At 59.8% G+C, this 20,402-nt stretch carries 22 protein-coding genes and 1 tRNA gene; 15 read left to right on the top strand and 8 right to left on the bottom strand.

Going from position 1 to position 20,402, the window contains the following annotated elements; genetic code table 11:
• The first annotated feature begins 281 nt into the window (after positions 1-281).
• Entirely contained in the window at positions 282-2,168 is a 1,887-nt protein-coding gene (locus NKJ57_RS18630; RefSeq protein ID WP_023696128.1) for an ABC transporter ATP-binding protein/permease, read from the top strand.
• 290 nt (positions 2,169-2,458) lie between these two features.
• Positions 2,459-3,826: a magnesium transporter gene (gene mgtE, locus NKJ57_RS18625; RefSeq protein WP_352512022.1), complete on the top strand. Its 1,368-nt coding sequence runs from the start codon at positions 2,459-2,461 to the stop codon at positions 3,824-3,826.
• 74 nt (positions 3,827-3,900) lie between these two features.
• Here mgtE and gor read toward each other — a convergent pair whose 3' ends face one another.
• From gor to rpiA, 3 genes are all read right to left on the bottom strand, one after another.
• Positions 3,901-5,292 (bottom strand): glutathione-disulfide reductase, encoded by a 1,392-nt coding sequence (gene gor / locus NKJ57_RS18620; RefSeq protein WP_352512023.1) that lies wholly within the window; start codon positions 5,290-5,292, stop codon positions 3,901-3,903.
• 124 nt (positions 5,293-5,416) lie between these two features.
• Entirely contained in the window at positions 5,417-6,034 is a 618-nt protein-coding gene (locus NKJ57_RS18615; protein WP_023668979.1) for a DUF2059 domain-containing protein, read from the bottom strand.
• Complete coding sequence (gene rpiA, locus NKJ57_RS18610) at positions 6,021-6,752, bottom strand: ribose-5-phosphate isomerase RpiA (protein ID WP_023741217.1); 732 nt, start codon at positions 6,750-6,752, stop codon at positions 6,021-6,023. The genes NKJ57_RS18615 and rpiA overlap by 14 nt, the downstream gene beginning before the upstream one ends.
• A 155-nt stretch (positions 6,753-6,907) precedes the next feature.
• Here rpiA and NKJ57_RS18605 point away from each other — a divergent pair, with 155 nt between their 5' ends.
• The 3 genes from NKJ57_RS18605 (at position 6,908) to NKJ57_RS18595 (ending at position 8,368) form a co-directional block, all read left to right on the top strand.
• Positions 6,908-7,591: a phosphoglycolate phosphatase gene (locus NKJ57_RS18605; protein ID WP_352512024.1), complete on the top strand. Its 684-nt coding sequence runs from the start codon at positions 6,908-6,910 to the stop codon at positions 7,589-7,591.
• A gap of 128 nt (positions 7,592-7,719) precedes the next feature.
• A tRNA-Val gene (locus NKJ57_RS18600) sits at positions 7,720-7,794 on the top strand.
• A gap of 142 nt (positions 7,795-7,936) precedes the next feature.
• Positions 7,937-8,368, top strand: coding sequence for a terminase small subunit (locus NKJ57_RS18595; RefSeq protein WP_352512026.1), 432 nt, complete (start codon positions 7,937-7,939; stop codon positions 8,366-8,368).
• A 315-nt stretch (positions 8,369-8,683) separates the two neighbouring features.
• Here the strand turns inward: NKJ57_RS18595 and NKJ57_RS18590 are convergent, their stop codons facing one another.
• A complete protein-coding gene (locus NKJ57_RS18590) occupies positions 8,684-9,178 on the bottom strand; it encodes a hypothetical protein (RefSeq protein ID WP_352512027.1) in 495 nt (164 codons plus the stop codon).
• Positions 9,179-9,486: 308 nt separating this feature from the next.
• Between NKJ57_RS18590 and NKJ57_RS18585 the strand changes: the two genes are divergently transcribed.
• The 8 genes from NKJ57_RS18585 (at position 9,487) to NKJ57_RS18550 (ending at position 17,580) form a co-directional block, all read left to right on the top strand.
• Positions 9,487-9,984 (top strand): hypothetical protein, encoded by a 498-nt coding sequence (locus NKJ57_RS18585; protein WP_352512029.1) that lies wholly within the window; start codon positions 9,487-9,489, stop codon positions 9,982-9,984.
• 69 nt (positions 9,985-10,053) lie between these two features.
• Positions 10,054-10,320: a hypothetical protein gene (locus tag NKJ57_RS18580; RefSeq protein WP_352512031.1), complete on the top strand. Its 267-nt coding sequence runs from the start codon at positions 10,054-10,056 to the stop codon at positions 10,318-10,320.
• Positions 10,321-10,328: 8 nt separating this feature from the next.
• Positions 10,329-12,422, top strand: coding sequence for a glycosyl hydrolase family 28-related protein (locus NKJ57_RS18575; protein WP_352512033.1), 2,094 nt, complete (start codon positions 10,329-10,331; stop codon positions 12,420-12,422).
• 237 nt (positions 12,423-12,659) lie between these two features.
• Positions 12,660-13,538, top strand: coding sequence for a glycosyltransferase (locus NKJ57_RS18570; RefSeq protein WP_352512035.1), 879 nt, complete (start codon positions 12,660-12,662; stop codon positions 13,536-13,538).
• A gap of 2 nt (positions 13,539-13,540) precedes the next feature.
• The gene (locus tag NKJ57_RS18565) at positions 13,541-14,515 is read left to right on the top strand and encodes a sulfotransferase (RefSeq protein ID WP_352512036.1); all 975 of its coding nucleotides are present in this window, start codon (positions 13,541-13,543) and stop codon (positions 14,513-14,515) included.
• On the top strand, positions 14,512-15,687 hold the full coding sequence (locus tag NKJ57_RS18560; protein ID WP_352512037.1) for a DegT/DnrJ/EryC1/StrS family aminotransferase: 1,176 nt from the start codon (positions 14,512-14,514) through the stop codon (positions 15,685-15,687). The genes NKJ57_RS18565 and NKJ57_RS18560 overlap by 4 nt, the downstream gene beginning before the upstream one ends.
• Before the next feature lie 3 nt (positions 15,688-15,690).
• Complete coding sequence (locus NKJ57_RS18555) at positions 15,691-16,359, top strand: acetyltransferase (protein ID WP_352512039.1); 669 nt, start codon at positions 15,691-15,693, stop codon at positions 16,357-16,359.
• Between the two features lie 471 nt (positions 16,360-16,830).
• On the top strand, positions 16,831-17,580 hold the full coding sequence (locus NKJ57_RS18550) for a Stf0 family sulfotransferase (protein ID WP_352512041.1): 750 nt from the start codon (positions 16,831-16,833) through the stop codon (positions 17,578-17,580).
• Here NKJ57_RS18550 and NKJ57_RS18545 read toward each other — a convergent pair.
• From NKJ57_RS18545 to NKJ57_RS18530, 4 genes are all read right to left on the bottom strand, one after another.
• Positions 17,577-17,822 carry a hypothetical protein gene (locus NKJ57_RS18545; RefSeq protein WP_352512043.1) on the bottom strand — a complete coding sequence of 82 codons (246 nt, stop codon included), beginning with the start codon at positions 17,820-17,822 and terminating at the stop codon, positions 17,577-17,579. The two genes, NKJ57_RS18550 and NKJ57_RS18545, sit on opposite strands and share 4 nt — an antisense overlap.
• 561 nt (positions 17,823-18,383) lie before the next feature.
• The gene (locus tag NKJ57_RS18540) at positions 18,384-18,617 is read right to left on the bottom strand and encodes a hypothetical protein (RefSeq protein ID WP_352573746.1); all 234 of its coding nucleotides are present in this window, start codon (positions 18,615-18,617) and stop codon (positions 18,384-18,386) included.
• Positions 18,604-19,026: a hypothetical protein gene (locus tag NKJ57_RS18535; RefSeq protein ID WP_352512045.1), complete on the bottom strand. Its 423-nt coding sequence runs from the start codon at positions 19,024-19,026 to the stop codon at positions 18,604-18,606. Before NKJ57_RS18535 ends, NKJ57_RS18540 begins: the two co-directional genes overlap by 14 nt.
• Positions 19,023-19,478 (bottom strand): ATP-dependent DNA ligase, encoded by a 456-nt coding sequence (locus NKJ57_RS18530; protein ID WP_352512047.1) that lies wholly within the window; start codon positions 19,476-19,478, stop codon positions 19,023-19,025. The genes NKJ57_RS18535 and NKJ57_RS18530 overlap by 4 nt, the downstream gene beginning before the upstream one ends.
• Positions 19,479-19,604: 126 nt before the next feature.
• Here NKJ57_RS18530 and NKJ57_RS18525 point away from each other — a divergent pair, with 126 nt between their 5' ends.
• Both NKJ57_RS18525 and NKJ57_RS18520 read left to right on the top strand, forming a co-directional pair.
• Positions 19,605-19,793 (top strand): DUF3606 domain-containing protein, encoded by a 189-nt coding sequence (locus NKJ57_RS18525; protein ID WP_023708231.1) that lies wholly within the window; start codon positions 19,605-19,607, stop codon positions 19,791-19,793.
• Positions 19,794-20,070: 277 nt separating this feature from the next.
• A complete protein-coding gene (locus tag NKJ57_RS18520; protein WP_352512048.1) occupies positions 20,071-20,340 on the top strand; it encodes a DUF982 domain-containing protein in 270 nt (89 codons plus the stop codon).
• Positions 20,341-20,402: the final 62 nt, after the last annotated feature.

Below are 20,402 nucleotides of genomic sequence, written 5' to 3'. Positions count from 1 at the left end.
TCTGAGCGTTCTCGCAACACATTGAAACAAAGGACAAATTCGGCCCAAAGACGGCGGTCTCGCAGCACCAACTGTTGCCTCATGGCAACGGCGGGTGGGCTGCTTCACATTCGCCGGGATAAAATTCATAGAAAATGATCAATTGGTGTTACTATCCGTAACAAAACTAAAAAGGTTTGGGCGGGATTGTGATTCGGGTCGACAGACCGCGACGTTCAATATCGGCACTTTGGAACCGCGACGCCCCCGCCGGGCCGTCGCCCCTGACGCCAGTATCGTCGATGCGGACCTTCTGGGGACTGATGCGGGCCTACTGGTTCTCGGACCGGTGGAGAGAGGCCTGGGCTCTCACCGTCGTCCTCGCACTCATCATAGCCCTGTCGAGCAAGGCCGACGTCTGGTTTACCGTGTTGGCGGGCGAACTGGCAGCCTCAATCGCTTTTTTCCACGACGCCGCGAATACCACGCCCCTTGAATCAGTGCTTACCAATGCCGGCCTGCTTGTGCTGCTGGTCGTGTTCAAGGACATGGGAATCATAGGCGCCTGCAAATTTGTATCGGCGACATTGCATCGCAAATGGCGCGCCTGGTTGAACGCGCGTTTCAATGCGGCGCTGCTTGATACCAACCATACGCACTACCACGCTCAGAATGGCTCGCCAGATGCGCCAGCGCCCGACAACATCGATCAGCGCGTGCAGGAATCCATCAAAGACATGGCGGGCGGCGCCATCGGGCTTGCCCAAGGTGTCTTCGGCGTCTTCACCTCACTTTATTTTGTCGGCGGCGCTTTGCTGGCGAATTCCGTGGAGGTAAAAGGCCTGGATGCCCTCGGCAGCTATGGCAGCGCCGTCCTCGCTCTGCTGGCGGTTGCCATCTATGTGCCCGTCAATACCTGGATCGCGATCAAACTCGGCGGAATGCTGGAGTGGCTCAATGTCAGGATGCAGAAGGCCGAAGGCACCTATCGCAGCGAGCTGATCACCTTGTTGCGCCGCAGTTTCCATGTGTCGGCGTCGCAAGGCGAAGACGTGCAAAAGACGATACATGGACGGCTCTATCTCGATATCGATACCACCTGGTCGAAGCTCAACATCGTCAACACCCTCTATGCGGGATTCGAATCGGTCTATAATTTCGTCGGGGCCAAAGTTGTCGCCTACGGACCTGGTCTGGTGCCGTTCATCCACAACGGCGTCGACCTCAAGGGCTACATAACCGGTTCCGAGCAGGTCAACGCGCTGATCAGCAAATGTTCCTGGTTCATCCATGTCATGCCGAGTCTCGCCACCTTGCGGGCCAACAGCCAGCGCGTCATTGAATTGGCGCACGCCATTGAAAACGTCCAACAGCCGCAGGAATTCTACAGCCAGACCGGCCGTTCCGATTTCCACTATGCCAGCCAGAACCCGGTCTTCGGCCTGACCATCCAGAAGCTTGAACTGGCGCATCAGGGTGAAGACGCCACGCCGTTCCTGAGCGCAGCCAATCTGCGCTTTCGGCGCGGCGAGTGGGCATTCCTCAAGGGCGAATCCGGCTGCGGCAAGACTTCGCTGATCAAGGCGATCAACGGCTTGTGGCCTTATGGCCGCGGCACCATCGTCTTCCCTGACGGTGTGAGGAGCTTCTATGCCGCACAGGAGGTCAAGCTGCAGCTGGTGTCGCTGAAGCAGCTGGTGTGCCTGCCCGGCTCCGAGGACGACTATGGCGATGCGCAGGTCGCGGCAGCCCTGCACAAGGCCGGCCTTGGCGATTTCATCGAACACATGGCCGATGAAAGCCGCGAGGGAAAGATCTGGGACCAGCTGCTGTCCGGCGGCCAGAAGCAGAAGCTGGTTGTGGCCCGCATCGTGCTGCAGCAACCGGGACTGTTGTTCCTCGACGAAGCGACCGGCGCGCTCGATCCGGATGGCAAGATCGCCTTCCACCAGGCCATCAAGGACAACTGTCCCGATGTCACGGTGATCAGCATCATGCATGAGGCGGTGCCGCCACGTTCGGCCTCGGGCGAGGAATTCTACCATAGCGTGGTCGCGATCGCCGACGGCGTCGCCACCAAGAGGCCGCTTGTTCCGAACCTTCCGCGCGAGCTCACCACCATCCTTACGCAGCCGCGGCCGGTCGAGGACAAATGGATGCGTTTTTCACGCCGGCTGAAGCAGAAATAGCAGCCACGCCGAAGCGCGTTCCGCCACTGGCGGCGGGGCACTCGCTCCCTCCCCCTTCAATAATCATCACAGTCTCGCGATTGGGCCGGCTCCCGGCTGTTTTCCGCCACTCCCGCGATTGACTCGCCAAGATGCGCTCCTATGTTGCGCCCGCTCGCTGAATTCCAACTCGAACCCGCGAGCAGAAAGGTCACCGCGCCATGCCTGGCGACAGTAGTCGAACGCAACCGCCGTCCGCCTCGATGTGACCTCTAACGGCTCACGTCCCGCCGGACGGCAAGGAGTGAGCCATGAACGAATTTACCCCCGTCGTAGCAAGCGACGATGCCGTCGCTATCGCGCGTATCCTTGCCAATGATCACGTCGCCGATGTCGTCGAGGCCCTGAACCGGGAATCTCGCGATACCGCGATAGAACTGCTTTGCGAAATGCCGTTCGAGCGGCTGGTCGAGATCTTCGACCAGCCTGAACTCGACGGCGCCTCCGATCTGGCCGAGGCGCTGCCGCGCGCCAAAGCGTGCAAGCTCCTGACCGCCATGTCGGTCGACCGCGCCGCCGATATCCTGCGCGAACTGGACGAACCGGCGCGCTCCGAGCTGCTCGGCGGGTTGGTCCCGCCGCTGCGGGCAACGCTGCTTTCCATTCTCGGCTATCCCGAAGGCAGCGCCGCCTCGATCATGACGACCGAATTCGTCAGCGCGCCGTCGGACTGGACCGTCGGGCGCACGCTCGACTACATCCGCAAGGTGGAGCGGACGCGGGAGACCGTCTACGCCATCTACATCGTCGATCCAGACACGCATGTGCTGGTGCGCTCGACCGGCCTGCGCCGGCTGATCACCGGCGAGCCGGACGATCCGATCCTGTCGGTGGCGCCGGATCGCGCCCCGGTGACGGTGACGCCGCTGACCGATCGCGAAACTCTGGCGCAGACGATCTCCAAATATGACCTGCTCGCGGTTCCCGTCGTCGACCATGGCAAGATCCTCGGCATCGTCACCATCGACGACATCATCGACACCATGATCGAGGAGACGACCGAGGACGCGCATCGCTTCGGCGGCATGGAGGCGCTCGACGAGCCCTACATGAAGATGAGCTTTCTCGCCATGATCAAGAAGCGCGGCGGTTGGCTGTGCGCGCTGTTCATCTCGGAGATGCTGACCGCCAATGCCATGCAAAGCTATGAAGGCGAACTGGAAAAAGCGATCGTGCTCACTCTGTTCATCCCGCTGATCATGAGCTCGGGCGGCAATTCCGGTTCGCAGGCGACCTCGCTCGTCATTCGCGCGCTGGCGCTGCGCGAAATCGGCCTTCGCGACTGGTGGCGGGTGGCGTTGCGCGAATTGCCCACCGGCTTCGTGCTCGGCGCCATGCTTGGCGTGGTCGGCATCTGCCGCATCGCGCTCTGGCAATATATGGGCTTCTACGATTATGGGCCGCATTGGCCGCTGATCGCGGCGACCGTGGGGGCAGCACTCGTCGGCATCGTCACCTTCGGCTCGCTGTCGGGGTCGATGCTGCCGTTCGCGCTGAAACGGATCGGCTTCGATCCGGCGAGCGCCTCGGCGCCGTTCGTCGCCACGCTGGTCGATGTCACCGGCCTGGTGATCTATTTCTCGGTGGCGCTGGTCATCCTGCGCAGCACTTTGTTGTAATAAGCTTCAGGCCTCCCATCGCGGTGGCAACAGCGGCTGCCATGGGGGGTTCTTCAAGATCGAGCGCGCGGGCGTCAATCGACCCGCAGGCCGTTCTTCACGCGGTAGGTGGGCTTGTACATGGTGACCAGTTCCTCCGCTGCCGTCGGGTGGACGGCCATGGTGCGGTCGAAATCATCCTTGGTGACGCCGGCCTTCAGCGGAATGCCGAGCAACTGCGCCATCTCGCCGGCGTCCGGCCCGAGGATGTGCGCGCCGAGCACTTTTCGCGTGGCGCCATCGACCACCAGCTTCGTCAGCATCTTTTCGTCGCGACCCGACAGCGTGTGCCGCATCGGCCGGAATGTGGCGCGGTAGATTTCGATATCGGAGTAGCGCTTGACGGCATCGTCCTCGGACAGCCCGACGGTGCCGATCTCCGGCTGTGAGAAGACGGCGGTCGGAATGGTGTCGTGGTCGGGCGCGGTCGGATTGCCCTTGAATGCGGTCTCGATGAAGCACATGGCTTCGTGGATCGCCACAGGCGTCAACTGCACGCGGTTGGTGACGTCGCCGATCGCCCAGATGTTGTCGATGTTGGTGCGGGAATACTGGTCGACAACGATGGCGCCGGTTATGCCGAGCTCGATACCGACGCCTTCCAGGCCCATATTCTCGGTGTTTGGGAGGCGGCCGATGGCGAGCATGACCTGGTCGATCGTCAGCACCTTGCCGCCGGTGACCAACGCATCCAGCCTGCCGTCCGGCCGTTTGCGGACCCATTCCGACACGGCGTGGCAGAGGATCTTGATCCCCTTCTTTTCCATGGTTTCGTGCAGCATGTGCCGCAGGTCCATGTCGAAGCGCGACAGTATCTCCTTGCCGCGATAGACCAGCGTGGTGTCGACGCCCAAGCCATGGAAGATATTGGCGAATTCGACGGCGATGTAGCCTCCGCCCTCGATCATGATCGCCTTCGGCAGTTGCTTGAGGTCGAAAACCTCATTGGAAAAGATGCAATGCTCGTGACCGGGCAGCGCCGGGTGCGGCGCCGGCCGGCCGCCGGTGGCGATCAGGATCTGGTCGGCGGTGACGGTGCGGTCATCGCCCAGGAGATGCACGACATGCGGCTCGACCAGCATGGCGCGCGAGTGGAACGTCTCGCCGCCGGCGCCTTTCACGTTCTTTTCGTAGATCGCTTCCAGACGGGCAATCTCGCGGTCCTTGTTGGCGACCAGCGTCGGCCAGTCGAAGCTCGCCTCCGGCACCGTCCAGCCATAGCCGGCGGCGTCGGCAAAATGCTCGGGAAATTGCGAGGCATAGACATAGAGTTTTTTCGGCACGCAGCCACGGATGACGCAGGTGCCGCCATAGCGGTATTCCTCCGCGATGCCGACACGTTTGCCGAGCGCTGCCGCTACGCGCGCCGCCCGAACCCCGCCGGAGCCGCCGCCGATGACGAAGAGATCGTAGTCGTAGCCGGCCATGCTGCTGTTCCTTGCCCCAAGAAATGTTTGAGACAGGTAGGCTGCATCAAGCCAAAAGAAAAGCCCGGTTTCCACCGGGCTTTCTGGTCCAGCGGCAAGGATGCCGGTGGCGAAATCAGACGTCTTAGTTCTTCGGCGCTTCCGGCTGGTCACCGTCTGCGGGCGCATCGCCGTCGGCAGGTGCAGCGCCATCGGCGGGGGCAGTTGCGTTATCCGGCGCAGGCGCGGCCGGAGCAGCGGCCTTCGCGGCGGCTGCCAGCGTTTCGCCGACCTGCTGGGCGAGATCGCGCGCCAGGCCGTTCTGCCAGATGTCGGCGGCCTTGACCAGTTCGCGCGTCACGTTGGGGCCGTTGTCGAGCAGCTTCTTGCCGGCATCGGAATTGTAGAAGGCGGCGATGTCGGTGAGATCCTTCTCGGAGAACACCTTGGCATAGGCGAGCGCTGCTTCCTTCTCCAGATCGGCACGGCGCGAGGCCAGCGCCAGTGCCTTTTCGCTGACGGTCTTGCCGATCAGCTCCTGCATATCAGGGTTCTTCTGGATAAGCTGCTGCTCGAGCGAGGCCGCCGCTTGCGGCAGGATGTTGTCGAACGAGTCGGTCGCGTGGATTGCCGTGACCGCCGCCCGTGCCGCCTTCAGATGCGATTCCGTGATCTCCTGCGAGAACGCCGGGGAGGAGAAGGCGAAAACGGCCGAAGCCGCCAGAACGGCGCAAAGATTGCGAACCCGGTTATGCAACATCATGATCGGTAGAACTCCCTGGTTTTCGGGCGGCATGGACGGTTTGGATGCCGTCGCCGCCGGCGATGATGGCCGCTGACGCCAGCCCGATGAAAAGACCATGCTCGACCACACCAGGAATGGCATGGAGAGCATTAGAAAGCGCTCTTGTATCCGGAATGCGGCCAAAAGATGCATCGAGGATAAAATGGCCGCCGTCTGTAACAAAAGGCTGGCCCCCCGTCATCCTCAATGTAACCGGGCCGGAAAGGCCGAGACTTTTGGCCGCTGCCGCGACCGCGATTTCGGTCGCGCACAGGCCGAACCGGTTGACTTCGATCGGCAAGGGAAACCGGCCAAGGGTGTCGACCATCTTCGAGCGATCGGCAATGACGATCATGCGCTGAGATGCCGCCGCGACGATCTTCTCGCGCAGCAGCGCGCCGCCGCCACCCTTGATCAGCGTCAGCGCCGCGTCGATCTCGTCGGCGCCGTCGACGGTGAGGTCGAGCTCGGGCGTTTCCTCAAGCGTCGACAGCGGCACGCCGAGTTCGCGGCAAAGGGCTGCAGTGCGCTCCGACGTCGGCACGCCGATGACGGTCAAGCCCGCGGCGATCTTTTCGGCCAGCAGCCGCACGAATTCGTCGGCCGTCGTCCCGGTGCCGATGCCGATGCGCATGCCGTCGCTGACATGGGCAAGGGCAGCCCGCGCGGCCTCGACCTTCAACTGCCTCGCATCCATGCTCGCCCCGGGGATTTGGCTTGGTTCTGATTTTTCTGGATGCGCGCTCCTAGCACTTTTGCCCGCAGGGTCAAAGACTTTGGCTCGCACCGGCTTGCCTGAAAGAAGCGCAGCCGCTATCGCCTGCCTGCAATGCATCAGCCACAGGACAGGCCATGACCCAACCGATCATCGTGTTCGACCTCGACGGGACGCTGATCGACACGGCGCCGGACCTGCTCGACAGCCTCAACCACAGCCTTGCCGCCAGCGAGCTTGCCGCTGTCGACGAGGCCGGCTTCCGGCGTTTTGTCGGCCAGGGCGGACGGGTGATGATCGAGCGCGCGCATACCGCGCAGCAGAAGTCGCTGGCGGTGGAGGAGCACGACCGGCTGCTCAAGCTGTTCCTCGACCACTACACGCTCAACATCCCCGGCAAGTCGCGCCCCTACCCCGGCGTGGTCGAGGCGATCGCCCGTTTCGAGGCGGCCGGCTATCTACTTGCCATCTGCACCAACAAATACAAGGCGAATTCGAAAGCGCTGATCGAGGCGCTCGGCCTGACAAAGCATTTCGCCGCGATCGCCGGCCAGGACACGTTCGCCTTCCGCAAGCCCGACCCGCGCCATCTCACCGAAACCATCAGGCTCGCCGGCGGTGACCCGCACCATGCGCTGATGGTCGGCGATTCGCAGACCGACATCGACACGGCCAAGGCAGCCGGCATTCCCGTGGTTGCCGTCGATTTCGGCTACACCGACCGCCATGTCAGGGAATTCGAGCCGTCGGCGGTGATTTCGCATTTCGACGCGCTGACGCTCGACCTGGCCGAACGGCTGATTGCTGCGGCGACCGGCTGAACGAAACGGGCGATTGCGCGGCAGCGTCCGCCCTTGCCTATTTCAGGCGTAGAAGGCAGGCGCATCGCCTTGACTTCAACCGCATGCCTCTCTTATATCGCGGCTCGCTTGGCCTTCGGGCAACGAGCGGGCGATTAGCTCAGCGGGAGAGCACACCCTTCACACGGGTGGGGTCGCAGGTTCAATCCCTGCATCGCCCACCATTTTCCTCTTTATAATCCAGATACATAGCGAGTTTTTGGATCGAGCGAGTAAATCGCTGGAACCGCATAGGCACCGCGCCATTGGTTTTGGCAGCAGATTGTGATAATATTCCTACCAGTGTCCACCGTCGGAATATCCGCCATGTCTGCCTCAGGTACAGAGCTACAAATTCGATTCGCGATTGCCTACGCCCGCAATGGCGGTAATGCGAAAGCTGCAGCGATCGAAGCCGGATATTCCGAAAAGTCGGCCGACGATCTGGGGCGCCGCGCGCTAGAGTCGCCAACCGTGCACGAAATGATCCTCCAGGAAGTCACTCGCCAGCGAGCGCGAGCGGGCGTTGTCGGCCTTCACGCCTTGATCACGGTGGCGGAAAGCGATAGGTCGCCAGCGCCTGCCAAGGTTGCAGCTGGTCGCGCACTTCTTGAGTTCGCCGGCTTGGCCGGTTCGTCCAGGGATCTTGACGACGAGCAGCGGCGCGATGGCGGCCCCGCGCCGGATTACAAAGCCATCCTTGACGGCTTTGCTCAGGCAGCAGCTGCAGCGATGGCGGCGCCGAAGTCGCTTCAATGAAAAAGCAAAGCGCCCGAGGCTCTGGCGAACCGCACAAGATTCCCGATATCTGCGCCGCGCTCGAGAGGCTGTCAGGGTTGCCCTGTCCACCTCACGACGCGCCCGACCAACGCGAACTGTGGGCGCAGTATGAAGTGACTTCGAACTTTCTTCTGGCAGCGCGGTATTCGAATGACCCGGTCAAGGCGCGGTGCCAGGCCGCCGAGTAACCTTGCGCAATGCCGTCTACCCATTGGAAATGCTTAGGCCGCACATAGAGCGCGGCCTAGGCAGGAAGTTGCTGGACGATGAAATCGTCGTGGGCGAGCTGTTGAGTTAGGCGCCTATCGGCGAAAGGAAGTCGCCGTCGACTTCCTGACCCGCAAAAGCCAGGTGAAAAAGCGCGATTGCGAACGCTTCGGCCTTGCCGGCGGGCCGAAAGCCGCGCCGTTCGGCTTCTGCAATCATCAGGTCAGACGACGCATTGCCGTTGCCTGTGAACCGCTTTTTCAGATTCGGCTCTGCAACTGCGGTGCAAGGTAATCCCTTCTCGTCGGCCCATTGCTTCAGCACTGCCGTTAGATCGGATCTTGCGGCCCGTCGCGCACCTGAGGTCTTAGAACGCTTCGGCAGCGTATACATGACCCTGGCGGCACCTAGTGCGCATTGGATTTCATCGAGCGCCTTAAGCAGATTGGCGATGATCGTTTCGCCGCGTTTTAGCCTCGGCCAAATCTGGTTGGACACTACATAGCTGCGGCCGCCGGCCGCTATGCCGCAGACTTCGCCAAGATTGATAGCAATCGTTTTCGATGTTTCGTTCGTAGTCATGTCCGTTTGCCTATTCAGTTTGAGCGACCTCTTATCGGGCCGAGATCATGATTGATCTAAAACCGCGCCAAAGCAAGTGTTAGTTTCGGCAAGTCATTGTTTTTGTGTATTGTTTTGTATCGATCTTGCTGCGATACTTCTCATCCTACAATGCAACAGCCGCCATGTGGGGTATCCACCCCCCGCCCCTGGTCGGATGTACTTTTGAGCAACCTTGCGTACCCGCTTTACTATGTTTTCATTTTGCGCAAAACTGGTTTGCAAGAGAACGTCAGACCGGACGGCCGGATCCATGTGGGGGGAGCAATATGCCTTGGATCGCTGCCGCGATCGTCACGGTCGCGGTGCTCTACTTCGGTATCAACTATTCTGGCTTCAGGAGGCTGCTCGCGTGGCTGGTCGCCGCCATGATCATGGTCGCGGCCGTGGGCGCCCTCTACTTCTACCACAGCAATGAACGAGCCGAAGCCCGGAACGCCTACGCCAAGACGCTTATAAAGCCGGATGAGATAGATCTGATCGACCTGCGTATGTCCCCTGACACGTTCCACTCGATCTCGGGTAAAATTCGAAACCGCAGCGCCTACCGTCTTAAGTCTGTTCGGATGAAAATCACGGCGCAAGACTGCGTGGAACTGAACGACAAATGTGATGTGGTCGGCGAAGCTGAGTATTGGGCATACGACTTGAACGTCCCGCCCCAGCAGTTGAGGGAGTTCAGCGGCTACGTGAGCCTGCAGGGCATGCCTGCTCCGACGTACATGCGATGGCAATACACAATCACGGAAATCGAAGCCGATCCGTGATTCCGGCCGGTCGCAATATCGACCGATAAGCTCGTCGAACGATTGACCTCATAGGAGAATTGTCCTATCTTGCTGTCGATCTGTCGTAATTGCCATGTCGCGAGTGGCGTCCCGTTCCAGGACCGCCGCGACATGACTCAGCCAGCCCCCTACGCCCGCGCCTTTTCATTCATCGGCTTTCAATCCGGGCACCCCAAAACTCCACTGCCCGGAGACAAGGTGGACGGAGAGCTGGACGCGGTTGCCGCGGCCACCCAGCGCTTCGCGGCGAACCTAGCCCGCTTGCAGCGCGATGACCTGGCGCTGGCCAACAACAGCCTCGGCTATCCCAGCTGAAGGACGAAGTGTCGCTCGGCTTCGGGCCGCCGTCGGCGTGGCTGACTGCGACCGCGTACACCGCGCGCGACACTGTTTTTCACGGCACTGCGTTCTACAGCTGCCTGGTTTCGCACACGTCAGGCGTTTTCGCGACTGACCTTTCCGGCGGCGATTGGGAGCTTCTGGCCGATTTCAGCTTGGTGATCGACACGGCAGGCGTCATGCTGCAGTCGACCTACGATCCGCAAGGCAAGGCCGCTGACGCGTTTGCGCGTGCCAACCATACCGGAACGCAGCTGGCGGCGACGATCTCGAACTTCTCAGCGGCGGCCGATGCGCGGATCGCGGCAGCCGTTGGCGTGTCCGTCCAGCCGCTTGACGCGGATCTGACTTCAATCGCGGCGCTCGCCACCACGTCGTACGGTCGTGGCTTGCTGACTTCGGCAAGCGTTGCTGCGCTTTCCGCCACCTTCGTCAATCTGCAGACTGGCACGAGTGCCGTTTCCCGCACGATTCAGAACAAGTTCACCGAGATACTGTCGGTCAAGGACTTTGGCGCTGTTGGCGATGGTGTCGCGAATGACACGGCAGCGATTGCTTTGGCCGAGACTGCCCGTGCGGCTATCGGCGGAGAACTCATCTTCCCGCCCGGCACTTATCTTTTCGACGGACAGGCGATCAACCGCGCAACTGGTGGCGGATGGCGGGGCATCGGTGAGGCGAAACTGATCCCGACCGTCAACAATACGATCATGATCGACATAACTGGCGCGGTGATTTCGGCGAATTCGCCGATCCCGTTCAAGCTCCAGAACTTGCACTTTGCCGCCAACGGCAAGACCGGCGTTACCGCTGTTCGGGAAACGACGCCCTACTATACCTCGCTCAAGGGGCTGAGCTTTACCGGCGATATGGCCTACTGCGCGATCTTCACCGGTAACAGCGGGGCGTCGCAGACTGGCTGGATCAATATCGATGATATCCATCAGCGCGGCGCAGGAACGTGGGTCTTCCAAGGTTACGACGACACGCACTACATCTTTAACGTCAACATCACGAACTTCAATCAGCAGGGCACCGGCGCGTCGACCTGGCAGGACTTGAAGATGTTCAAGCTAAGCCGCGCGGTTTCGGTCTACTTCAACAACGTGAACGTGGCATCGCTCGACGGCGGCGCTGACGGCATTTCCATGACAGGCGACTGTCAGGGCGTGTTTCTTAACAACGTGATTATCGGCTGGCCGCGTGTTGGTGTTCACGCACAGGTCGGTACCGACACGCTTATTCCGTCGTACGTCTACATCGTCAATTGCGGCATGGATCAAGCGACCATCGCCGGCTTCGACATCGCGGGCCGGACCTGGCGCATTCACAACTCGAACTCGACCAACGGCTACCTGCGGGGCAGTACCGATGCGTCCTTGCGCATTCGCGCTACTGCAACCGATATCGTCGTGCGGGACTTCCTCGCGGCATACATGAACCATGATGGCATCAAGGTGGATGTGGGCGCGACCAAGGTCATCCTTGCCGGCGTCACTGCCGAGAATAACAACCAGAACGCAGGCGGCAATTTCGAAGTCAACCTGACCAGCTGCCTGCGCAAAGACGTTATCATGGAAGGACGCAACTACATCGGCACTGCCGGTGTGAACGCGACCGGCCAGCGCGTCGTCAATGGAAAGTCATCTGAAGCGGTGTCGGTCAACGTAACGCCCGCTCAGACCACCGCCGTGACCACCGCCGAAGACCTGATGTCGTACACCATCCCTGCAGCGTCGCTAGTGATCGGCAGGCGGGTCCGTCTGAAGGCGTGGGGTACGACTGCTGCCAACGCGAACACCAAAACCGGACGGCTGTTCTTCGGCGCGACCAACCTGGGCGGCTGGACCGGGGCACTGAACGGCGTTGGTTGGAAGATCGAAGCGGAAGTGATCGTGACGGGCGCTGCCACGCAGTCTTACGTCCGCGAAACGCTCACCACCAGCACTCAAGTGACGAGCGGCACGGCGACCGAAGCAATCAGCGGAGCAATTGCTGTCAAGCTCCAGGGTCAGAACGGCACGGCGAGCGCCGGCGACATCACCTGTAATGGGCTTGAGGTTGAAGTTCTGGACTGACCGTTTGCGCCATCTTGGCAATCGGCCGCCAGTATCTCGCATATAGCCATTGCCCCAAACGACCGAATGCAAGCCCGCCTAGCAGCCCGCAAGACAGCGTCACAGCGATCATGCCCCACGGCATGCCGCTGGAGGATCGCCGCGACGGTCGGAATGCCCTGGTCACGAGCATCCGGACATTTACACCAAGCCACCGACTCCCTTAATGAAAAATGCAGAAGCAGGGAAAACTGAATTATGCCGCATGCTGCACCAGCAGACAATGCCGTCCGGGTTTCGGTGCTCTGCCAGACCTTCAATCACGCATCCTTCATCGATCAAGCCCTGGCCTCCATTATCATGCAGAAAACCAGCTTCCCGTTCGAGGTGATCGTGCACGACGACGCCTCGAGCGACGGAACGACAGACATCGTGCGCGCCTACGTGGCGAAATATCCGCAATTGGTGAGCGCGGTAACGCAGCAGACCAATCTGTATTCCTGCGGCATCAGGGGAATGGTCGCGAAGTTTCTGCTGCCGCTCTCACGGGGCCAATACTGGATTGTCTGCGATGGCGATGACTATTTCACCGACGAGAACAAGCTGGAGAAGCAGGTCAGCATCTTGGACGAGCGGCCGGAATGTTCGGTGTGCTTCCACCCGGTCCAGTTCCGTTTTGACGACGGCAGCGAACCCGCCTCTCAGTTTCCCCAGGATGGATCTATCGCCAGGTTCGACGTGGAAACTCTAGTGTCCCAAAATTTCATTCCGGCCAACTCGGCGATGTTTCGACGGCAATCCTACCGAAAGCTGTCGGTTTCGAACATGTTGCCGAACGACTGGTACATGAATCTGTTTCACGCGTTATCCGGCAAGATCGCCTTCATTCCTGAGGTCATGGCAGCATACAGACGCCACTCTGGCGGGATTTGGTGGCAGGGTTCTGAAAACAGATACGCGCATCTGCGCGCTCACGGCCTGAGCATCATGGTGATGCTGCACGAAGTCTTGAAATTATGTCCCAATCAGCCGTCCCGCCAGCAGATCATATGGGCCCAAATCAATGCGCTCGAAAAAGAAATTGTCTCCCTGTTCGGTATTCGTCGACGGTTATGCATTGACGCGGTGCTGCGATGATAATGGATGACCTAGCAACTCGGCTGGCAGGACGCGTCAGGCGAGCGACTTGGCTTGACTTGATCGGAGCGTCTTTTCTGTTCAACGCTGAGTGGTACCTCGACCACTATCCTGATGTGCGCGATGCCGGCGTCGACCCAGCCTTGCACTATCTTGTTCATGGTGGGATCGAGAATCGGGATCCGAGCCCGAGCTTCAGCACTTCCTGGTATTTGGATACTTATGAGGACGTCCGTACTGCCCGGATCAATCCGCTGTTGCACTATCTGTTGCACGGCAGGTTCGAGGGACGCATCTTCGCCACCCATCTGAAGGCCATCAATGATTTGTTGACCATCTCTCAAAAGGTCTTCGTCATCGGCAGAAACAAGACCGGAACAACCTCCCTTGCCGCAGCCTTGGGAATGGTTGGCTACAGGATTGGCTCGCAGCATCAGGCTGAGGGGCTGCTAGATGATTGGCACCGTCGCGATTTTCGTGCCCTGATTGATTATTGCCATTCGGCGGATGCTTTTCAGGACGTGCCGTTCAGCCTGCCCTCTACATACAGAGCGCTGGATATCGCCTTCCCAGGCGCAAAGTTTGTCCTGACAGTGCGGGATTCCGCGGATCAATGGTACAAATCGGTCACGACGTTTCACTCTCATCTGATCGGCGTGGACAGACAGCCGACACCAGCCGATCTCAAGCAGTTCGGCTACCATGAACCGGGTTGGTTGTGGCGCCAGCAGCTATACGTGTACGGCATCAATGAAGCGTCCTTGTACGACCCCGAGATTTACAAAGCGCACTATCTCAAGCACAACGCCGATGTGATCGAACATTTCAATGGGCGGCCCCATAGCTTGCTCGTGCTCAACCTTTCGCGCGACACGGCTGCCGCTGAACTCGCCCGATTTTTGGGCATCGGCCAGTTGGGAATGACCATCCCGCACCTGAATGCAACGCCTCGGCCACTGCGCGACGACAAGGCATGACCATGAGGCAACCCCACCTTGGCGGCCATCAGTTGGCGTTTGTTGGTGGCCTGCCACCACGATCCTACTTCGACCCAGATCTCGCCAGCCGACCCGCTGGCAGCCGAGTCCGCTATGTCGAAGCCAAGGTGCCGGATTGGCGCCGCCTGGCGGAATTGAGCATTCTTTGTGCGGAGCAGAATCAGTGGACCAACAGCGGACCCCTATCAGTAGCGCTTGGCCGCATCATCAGCCATGTCTCGCATCTACCGGAGTCGTACTCTACCGTGATGGCCAGTTCGGGAACTGCGGCCCTGTATGCCGCGGCCGGCATTTTTGCCGCGAAGGCAGGCAAGTCTCTGCGCTGGGCGATCTCGGCTTTCGGGTTCTCCGCGACGCAGACAGGCCCGTTTGCGGGAATGACCCGGGCGGTGGACTGTGACGCGCAGGGTTTTCTCGATCTCTCTACGCTTGGCACCATGCCAGATGACGGTTGGGACGGGTTGCTGGTCACCCGCCCCTTCGGACTACAGCGCGATATGTCGGCCTATCGAAACTTTTGCAGCGAGCGGGGCAAGCCCTTGATTGTCGACGCTGCTTTGGCCTTTCCTGGACAACGCATTGTCGGGCCGGACGTGATCGAGATCGTTAGCTTCCACCACACCAAGCCGTGGGGCTTCGGCGAGGGAGGATGTCTATTCGTGCCTGCTGCGGATGAGTCGCTGGCCCGCTCGATCCTGAGTTTCGGTGAGGATCAGCCGGCCTGGGTCCTGCCCAGCGCCTCCAACGGCAAGTTGTCGGACCTGGCGGCCGCCGCGATCATCGATCGGCTCGAGACGATGCCGGCTTGGTCGGCCCGCTATCGCGCTCAGCGCCGTCGAATTGCCGAATTGGTCGACCGATTCAACCTCAAACGGTTGGGAGATTATGATGACGTTACGATAGCGGCGAGCGTGCCGGTTCTGGCCCCCGGGCCGATCAGACTTGAAGATCTGCCGGATCTCGGTTTCGACTGCGGCAAGTACTACGTGCCCTTGTCAAACTCAGCCAGGATGGCCAGTTGCATCCATGACCGGATTGTCAACATTCCATGTCATGGCGGCATGGCTGATATTGCCGATGCGCAAATCGAGGCGTTGCTGGAGCTCATGGCGCGCGACTCAGTCTCTGCCGGAGCCTGTGCCACGAGGTAAGTCATGAAGGTAGTTGTTTTTGGCGACGGGCCGTTCGCCAGCTTGGTGTGGTATTCCCTGAAGCATGACAGCAGCCATCTGGTGGCGGCCTTCACTGTCGAACGTGCTTTTCTTTCGAAGGACCGGCACCACGATCTGCCGGTCTATGCATTCGAGGATATCGAGGGCATCTTTGATCCATCTGAAACCGCGATTGGGGTTGCGATCGGCCCGCACGACAACAATCGCGTCAGGGGAAGGCTGCTCGATCAGGTCAAGGCGCGGGGGTTCCAGACGATCAGCTATTTGGCTAGCCGGGCCATCGCCGCGCCCGATTTCAGGATCGAGGAGAACAGCTTCATATTCGACGGCGCGGTAATCCAGCCCTTCGCGACAATAGGCGGCAACTGCATAATCCGCAGCGCCGCCCATGTCTCGCATCATGTCCGTATTGCCGATAGATGCTTTATTGCTGCTGGGGCCTGCATTGGGGGAAATACGAGCATAGGACCGGGGGGCTTTGTCGGCTTGAACGCAACAATCTATGACAATATCGAAGTTGCGGCAGATTGTACCATCGGAGCAGGTTCTGTAGTGACCCGCTCGACCGAACCCGGCGGAGTCTATGTCGGAGCGCCGGCTCGCAGGTTGCGCCACAACTTCAGCTTCAGGGGATCGACGCCGCCGCCATAGACCATCATCAGGTCTGCGGACCGGCAGTAGCGGACATTGCCGCAGCTGCACTCTGCCTTCACAAGCATGTTGTGCCGGGTCGCCTTGCCCAGCGTGTCGATCGGATCGTGCGCCATGTGAACAAAAAAGGAACATTTTCCTTGCCCGTCAAGACGATTTGTGGAATCTTTTCAGCATGAGCGATGAACCATCACGGCTTGCCGAAGGCATGACAGCGGCACCGCGTGATCGACGACGGGTCGACAATCCTGCGTGCGAGCACGCCGGCTGTGGCAAAGATGGAGGGTTCGGCTTTGCGAAGCCACGGGCGCCCTCGCACTGGTTCTGCATGGAGCACCGCGGCGAAGGAGAAACACGCTTATGATGGAGCTATTTACTTCGCCAAGGACCGGCAGGTCGAACTGACGTCGATTTTGCATCCCTGAAGTGGCAAGGTGGACTCGGCGGTGATACCGTTGATATGTGTCATACATGCTGATCAGCCCGCCCACAGGTTGGAAACCTCCCGGCAAGACGCTTATCATTGCGACCTTGCAGCGATCCGGCAGCACGCTTCTTTGCGAAAAGATGCGCAGCACGGGCGTGCTGGGAGATCCGAAAGAATACTTCAACCGAGAAGAGAAGACCCCGACGGTTGAGCGTTGCACCCGTATTGCCGCCAGCGCCACGCCAAACGGAGTAGCAGCTACCAAACTGTTCCCGTCCCATTTCTATGAGCTAAGCAGGGATATCAGGCTTACGGAGTGGTTTCCTGACCCGGGGTGGATATACCTTGAAAGGCGCGATCGGCTCGGCCAGGCAATTTCCTGGGCAAAAGCATCGCAGGATGGTGCTTGGACCAGCAAGACTGCTGCCGTGAAGAAGGCCGAGTACTCGGCGTATGGCATCGACTTCGCCCTTGCCCAGATTGCCATCGGCACCGGTCGCTGGAATTCGTTTTTTGCTAGGGCCGGGATCGAACCACTCCGCCTGTTCTACGAAGACACGCTTGACGATTTCGACAGCGTCAGCCCGCACATCGGCCTTCTGGCGGGGTTGGATGCTCCCGTGCCTCGTGAGGGCAAGCTGAGTCTCAGACGGCAGCGAAACGAGCAAAGCGATGAATGGCGGCGGCGGTTTCTTGCCGAGTGCGACCCGGACGACTTCGACAGGCCGATTGTGCGGCTTCGTAAGCGCAGAAGGTCCAAATGGATATTCTGGAGGAAATGGTTCCGCGGCTAGAGCATTTCACCCGTGCGACGCCGCGTTACCTCCAAAAGCGATTCAAATACGCTTTCGACCTCGCCGTTGATTTCGTCGGCAGGGATGCCGGCCTTCTCGGCTGCGGTCATCAGCTGATCTGCCAGGTCGCTGGCATCGATCGGATCTCCCCGCGCCACAATAGGCAGTTGCTCGGCAGCAACCCACCTGTCGAGAAATCTTAGGCCACGTGTGCTCACTTTGTGCGGCGCTCGGGCGCGCATTAACCACCTCCAAGGATGTGATGCACCCTAAAGATCGCGCTAGGCGTTGTGCAGATATGGAAAATCATCAGCACAGATTTTACTGCCACATGGAAGCCAAGGGAACGTGGAGTGTTTGGGACTGCCTCGCCAATAGGCCCGCCAGATTGGGTGGTGGTGACCTTATCGGGTGCACGGCTCAAAGAGCCGAAGCTGCGGAGCGCGTCCTGACTCGGATTTACAAAGGCGGACTTGATGCCATTGCTCTTCGAATCGGCGGAATTGTCGGTTAGCTGGATTGCGCCCCATCAGTGCGGGGCGAGTGCGGCAAGTGTCAGCGACATAAGCGCGGTTCGGAATCGCCTCAAGGATGACCTCGAACACGCTGCCAACCTCGTCGCTGATCTCGTCGGAACTGATGCCCTCTCGATCGGCCGCCTCATTGCCTGGTCGGCAAGATCGCTGATCGCGACAGCATCATCCATGTCATCGACCAATACGTTGGGCAGGTGCTCTGCCATCCATTTGTCTAGAAAGTTGACGCCACGTGTGCTCATAGCGGCATAAGACCGAATCACAGAGTTAGGTTCCCGACGGCAGATGATTGACCGCGCCTTCGTCCAGTTCGGCTTCCAGCTCGTCGCTGACTGGATTCGGCGCGGCGCCGCGCCGAACGCCATCGAAGCCCTGCAGCCACGCATCGGCGTGTTCCTGCCAGTAAGTCGGCACCTCACGCTCCTTGCCATCCTTGCGCGCTTGGGCGCCGTACATCCAAGCGTAGGTGGCGCGTTCCTGATCTTTCTTAGGCATGGCCATTTGCATCATCCTCCCAGAAATCCAGCAACCTTGCGTGCCGCAGCTTCTCTTCGCCTTTGAGGGTCTCGACCCAGCCAACCAGTCCGGGCTTCAGCCACTCGGCCTTTTCCTTTTTATGTCCCTTCGGGACCGGGCCGCCAACCTTGCCCTGGACACGATCCCAAAGCGCTTGCCGCTCAGCGGCATTGAAGTTGACGAGTGCGCCGCCTTTGTAGAGGCCCTTTTCAGCCATGATCACCTGGGTAGCTTTGCCGCGCTCGCGCTGTGCACCGATGATTTGCATTTCCTTTTCCTCAAAGCACTTGATCTTGCGCCAAGCGCTCGTTTGCCGCTGCGATATGGACTGCCCTTGAGCTTCGAGACCATGCCTTCTAGCCCGTCTCGTCGACCAGGTGGCAAACGGCGTCACCAGTGCGGCATCGCTTCGCTGAATTGAATGTGCCCGCCAGTCGGGACCATGTCCTGCAGGATATCGCGACGATCTACGGTCGGCATCCCGCGCAGGTCATGGCCGTTCAGGAACAGCAGATCGAATGCAACCAGGTAGATATCCGGCGACGGGCGCCGTAACCCAATCACCGCCTGCATGGCATGGAAGTCTGGCAGGCCGGCATCGTTGATCATGATAGCTTCGCCTTCGAGGATGAAGCTTTCCGCGTCGATCGCCGCCGCCTCTTCGGCGAGGTAGCGATATCGAGCCGTCCAGTCGAAGCCGTTCTTTGTGAAGAAGCGGATGCCGTCTTCATCCTTGATGACCTGAGTGCGGTAGCCATCAAACTTGATTTCGTGGCTCCAATCGTCGCCGGCCGGCGGCACATCGAAAAGCTCGGGCTCCATTGGCCGGATGAATTTTAAACGCATGAACACACCCGCACACCCGGCCATTCAATAAGCTTAAGCTAAAATGGTTCCGAAACCGGAAATCAGCCTTTTGGTGCAACAAACACGTCAACTCGACGTTGCGGGATGAGCGAAGGAGGAATCGATATGGCCGACGACAAGAGCAAGCGGGATTTCCGCGATCGGGACCGGGTCTCAGCCGACGAGGATTATGAAGTTGAATATTTCGCAACAAAGACCGGCATCACACCCCAGCAGGTCAAGGAGCTGATCGCGAAGCACGGCAACCAACGCGAGACTTTGGAGCGGGTAGCCAAGGCGCTGCGGAAACAATGACCAGGCTATCTGATCTCGGCAGACCGCTGGTCGGGCACCGACACGCAACAGCGGGTTTCCATAGTCACGGCTACATCCGAAGAATCGACCGCTTAGAGTAGCAATGTGTGGTTGCCGCCACGGTCCCATACAATTTAGAAGGCCGTTCCCTATGGCTGGGTCGTCCCAACCCGTCGATTCAATTGGCTTGTGCTGAAATGGATCGAAAATCCAATTTGGCTCGGAAACCAAAAAGCTCTTGTTGCGTTCGGCGCACTAAAAGGTCGGGAGGTGTGCGATGAGCACCTTTTTACCGCTTTTCGTTAGGCTGGTAGACCGGAAATCAATGACGGTTTCCTCTATCTGTGAGGCCGAGGAAGCGCTGCTGGGGCAGTGGCCAAATAAGGAAGCGGCGGCCTATAGGAATGCGTGCCGATTAATTGCGGAGGCCAAGGATGGAAGCTGCAGTCCGGCCGTAGCATTTGCGGCGTTCAAGGCCGCCGCAATCGACCAGCACTTGCTGCAGCCCGAGCCCGGCGCTCGGCATGTTCGACATAACGTGACATAAACCATCGTGATGATGAAGCCGACGTCCCCTAGTTCAAATAGGGACCGACACAGGGGAGCTCG

The sequence above is a fragment of the Mesorhizobium sp. M0077 genome (genome assembly GCF_040322955.1).
GTDB lineage: Bacteria > Pseudomonadota > Alphaproteobacteria > Rhizobiales > Rhizobiaceae > Mesorhizobium.
The sequence above is the reverse complement of the archived record's forward strand: the minus strand, read 5'-3'. Positions and strand labels throughout refer to the sequence as shown.

What these genes read in the sequence shown, in the direction of transcription:
- NKJ57_RS18630 (WP_023696128.1), top strand. Translation starts at nt 282, where the DNA reads ATGCGGACCTTCTGGGGACTGATGCGGGCCTACTGGTTCTCGGACCGG.
- mgtE (WP_352512022.1), top strand. Translation starts at nt 2,459, where the DNA reads ATGAACGAATTTACCCCCGTCGTAGCAAGCGACGATGCCGTCGCTATC.
- gor (WP_352512023.1), bottom strand. Translation starts at nt 5,292, where the DNA reads ATGGCCGGCTACGACTACGATCTCTTCGTCATCGGCGGCGGCTCCGGC.
- NKJ57_RS18615 (WP_023668979.1), bottom strand. Translation starts at nt 6,034, where the DNA reads ATGATGTTGCATAACCGGGTTCGCAATCTTTGCGCCGTTCTGGCGGCT.
- rpiA (WP_023741217.1), bottom strand. Translation starts at nt 6,752, where the DNA reads ATGGATGCGAGGCAGTTGAAGGTCGAGGCCGCGCGGGCTGCCCTTGCC.
- NKJ57_RS18605 (WP_352512024.1), top strand. Translation starts at nt 6,908, where the DNA reads ATGACCCAACCGATCATCGTGTTCGACCTCGACGGGACGCTGATCGAC.
- NKJ57_RS18595 (WP_352512026.1), top strand. Translation starts at nt 7,937, where the DNA reads ATGTCTGCCTCAGGTACAGAGCTACAAATTCGATTCGCGATTGCCTAC.
- NKJ57_RS18590 (WP_352512027.1), bottom strand. Translation starts at nt 9,178, where the DNA reads ATGACTACGAACGAAACATCGAAAACGATTGCTATCAATCTTGGCGAA.
- NKJ57_RS18585 (WP_352512029.1), top strand. Translation starts at nt 9,487, where the DNA reads ATGCCTTGGATCGCTGCCGCGATCGTCACGGTCGCGGTGCTCTACTTC.
- NKJ57_RS18570 (WP_352512035.1), top strand. Translation starts at nt 12,660, where the DNA reads ATGCCGCATGCTGCACCAGCAGACAATGCCGTCCGGGTTTCGGTGCTC.
- NKJ57_RS18565 (WP_352512036.1), top strand. Translation starts at nt 13,541, where the DNA reads ATGGATGACCTAGCAACTCGGCTGGCAGGACGCGTCAGGCGAGCGACT.
- NKJ57_RS18560 (WP_352512037.1), top strand. Translation starts at nt 14,512, where the DNA reads ATGACCATGAGGCAACCCCACCTTGGCGGCCATCAGTTGGCGTTTGTT.
- NKJ57_RS18555 (WP_352512039.1), top strand. Translation starts at nt 15,691, where the DNA reads ATGAAGGTAGTTGTTTTTGGCGACGGGCCGTTCGCCAGCTTGGTGTGG.
- NKJ57_RS18550 (WP_352512041.1), top strand. Translation starts at nt 16,831, where the DNA reads ATGCTGATCAGCCCGCCCACAGGTTGGAAACCTCCCGGCAAGACGCTT.
- NKJ57_RS18545 (WP_352512043.1), bottom strand. Translation starts at nt 17,822, where the DNA reads ATGCGCGCCCGAGCGCCGCACAAAGTGAGCACACGTGGCCTAAGATTT.
- NKJ57_RS18540 (WP_352573746.1), bottom strand. Translation starts at nt 18,617, where the DNA reads ATGGCCATGCCTAAGAAAGATCAGGAACGCGCCACCTACGCTTGGATG.
- NKJ57_RS18530 (WP_352512047.1), bottom strand. Translation starts at nt 19,478, where the DNA reads ATGCGTTTAAAATTCATCCGGCCAATGGAGCCCGAGCTTTTCGATGTG.
- NKJ57_RS18525 (WP_023708231.1), top strand. Translation starts at nt 19,605, where the DNA reads ATGGCCGACGACAAGAGCAAGCGGGATTTCCGCGATCGGGACCGGGTC.
- NKJ57_RS18520 (WP_352512048.1), top strand. Translation starts at nt 20,071, where the DNA reads ATGAGCACCTTTTTACCGCTTTTCGTTAGGCTGGTAGACCGGAAATCA.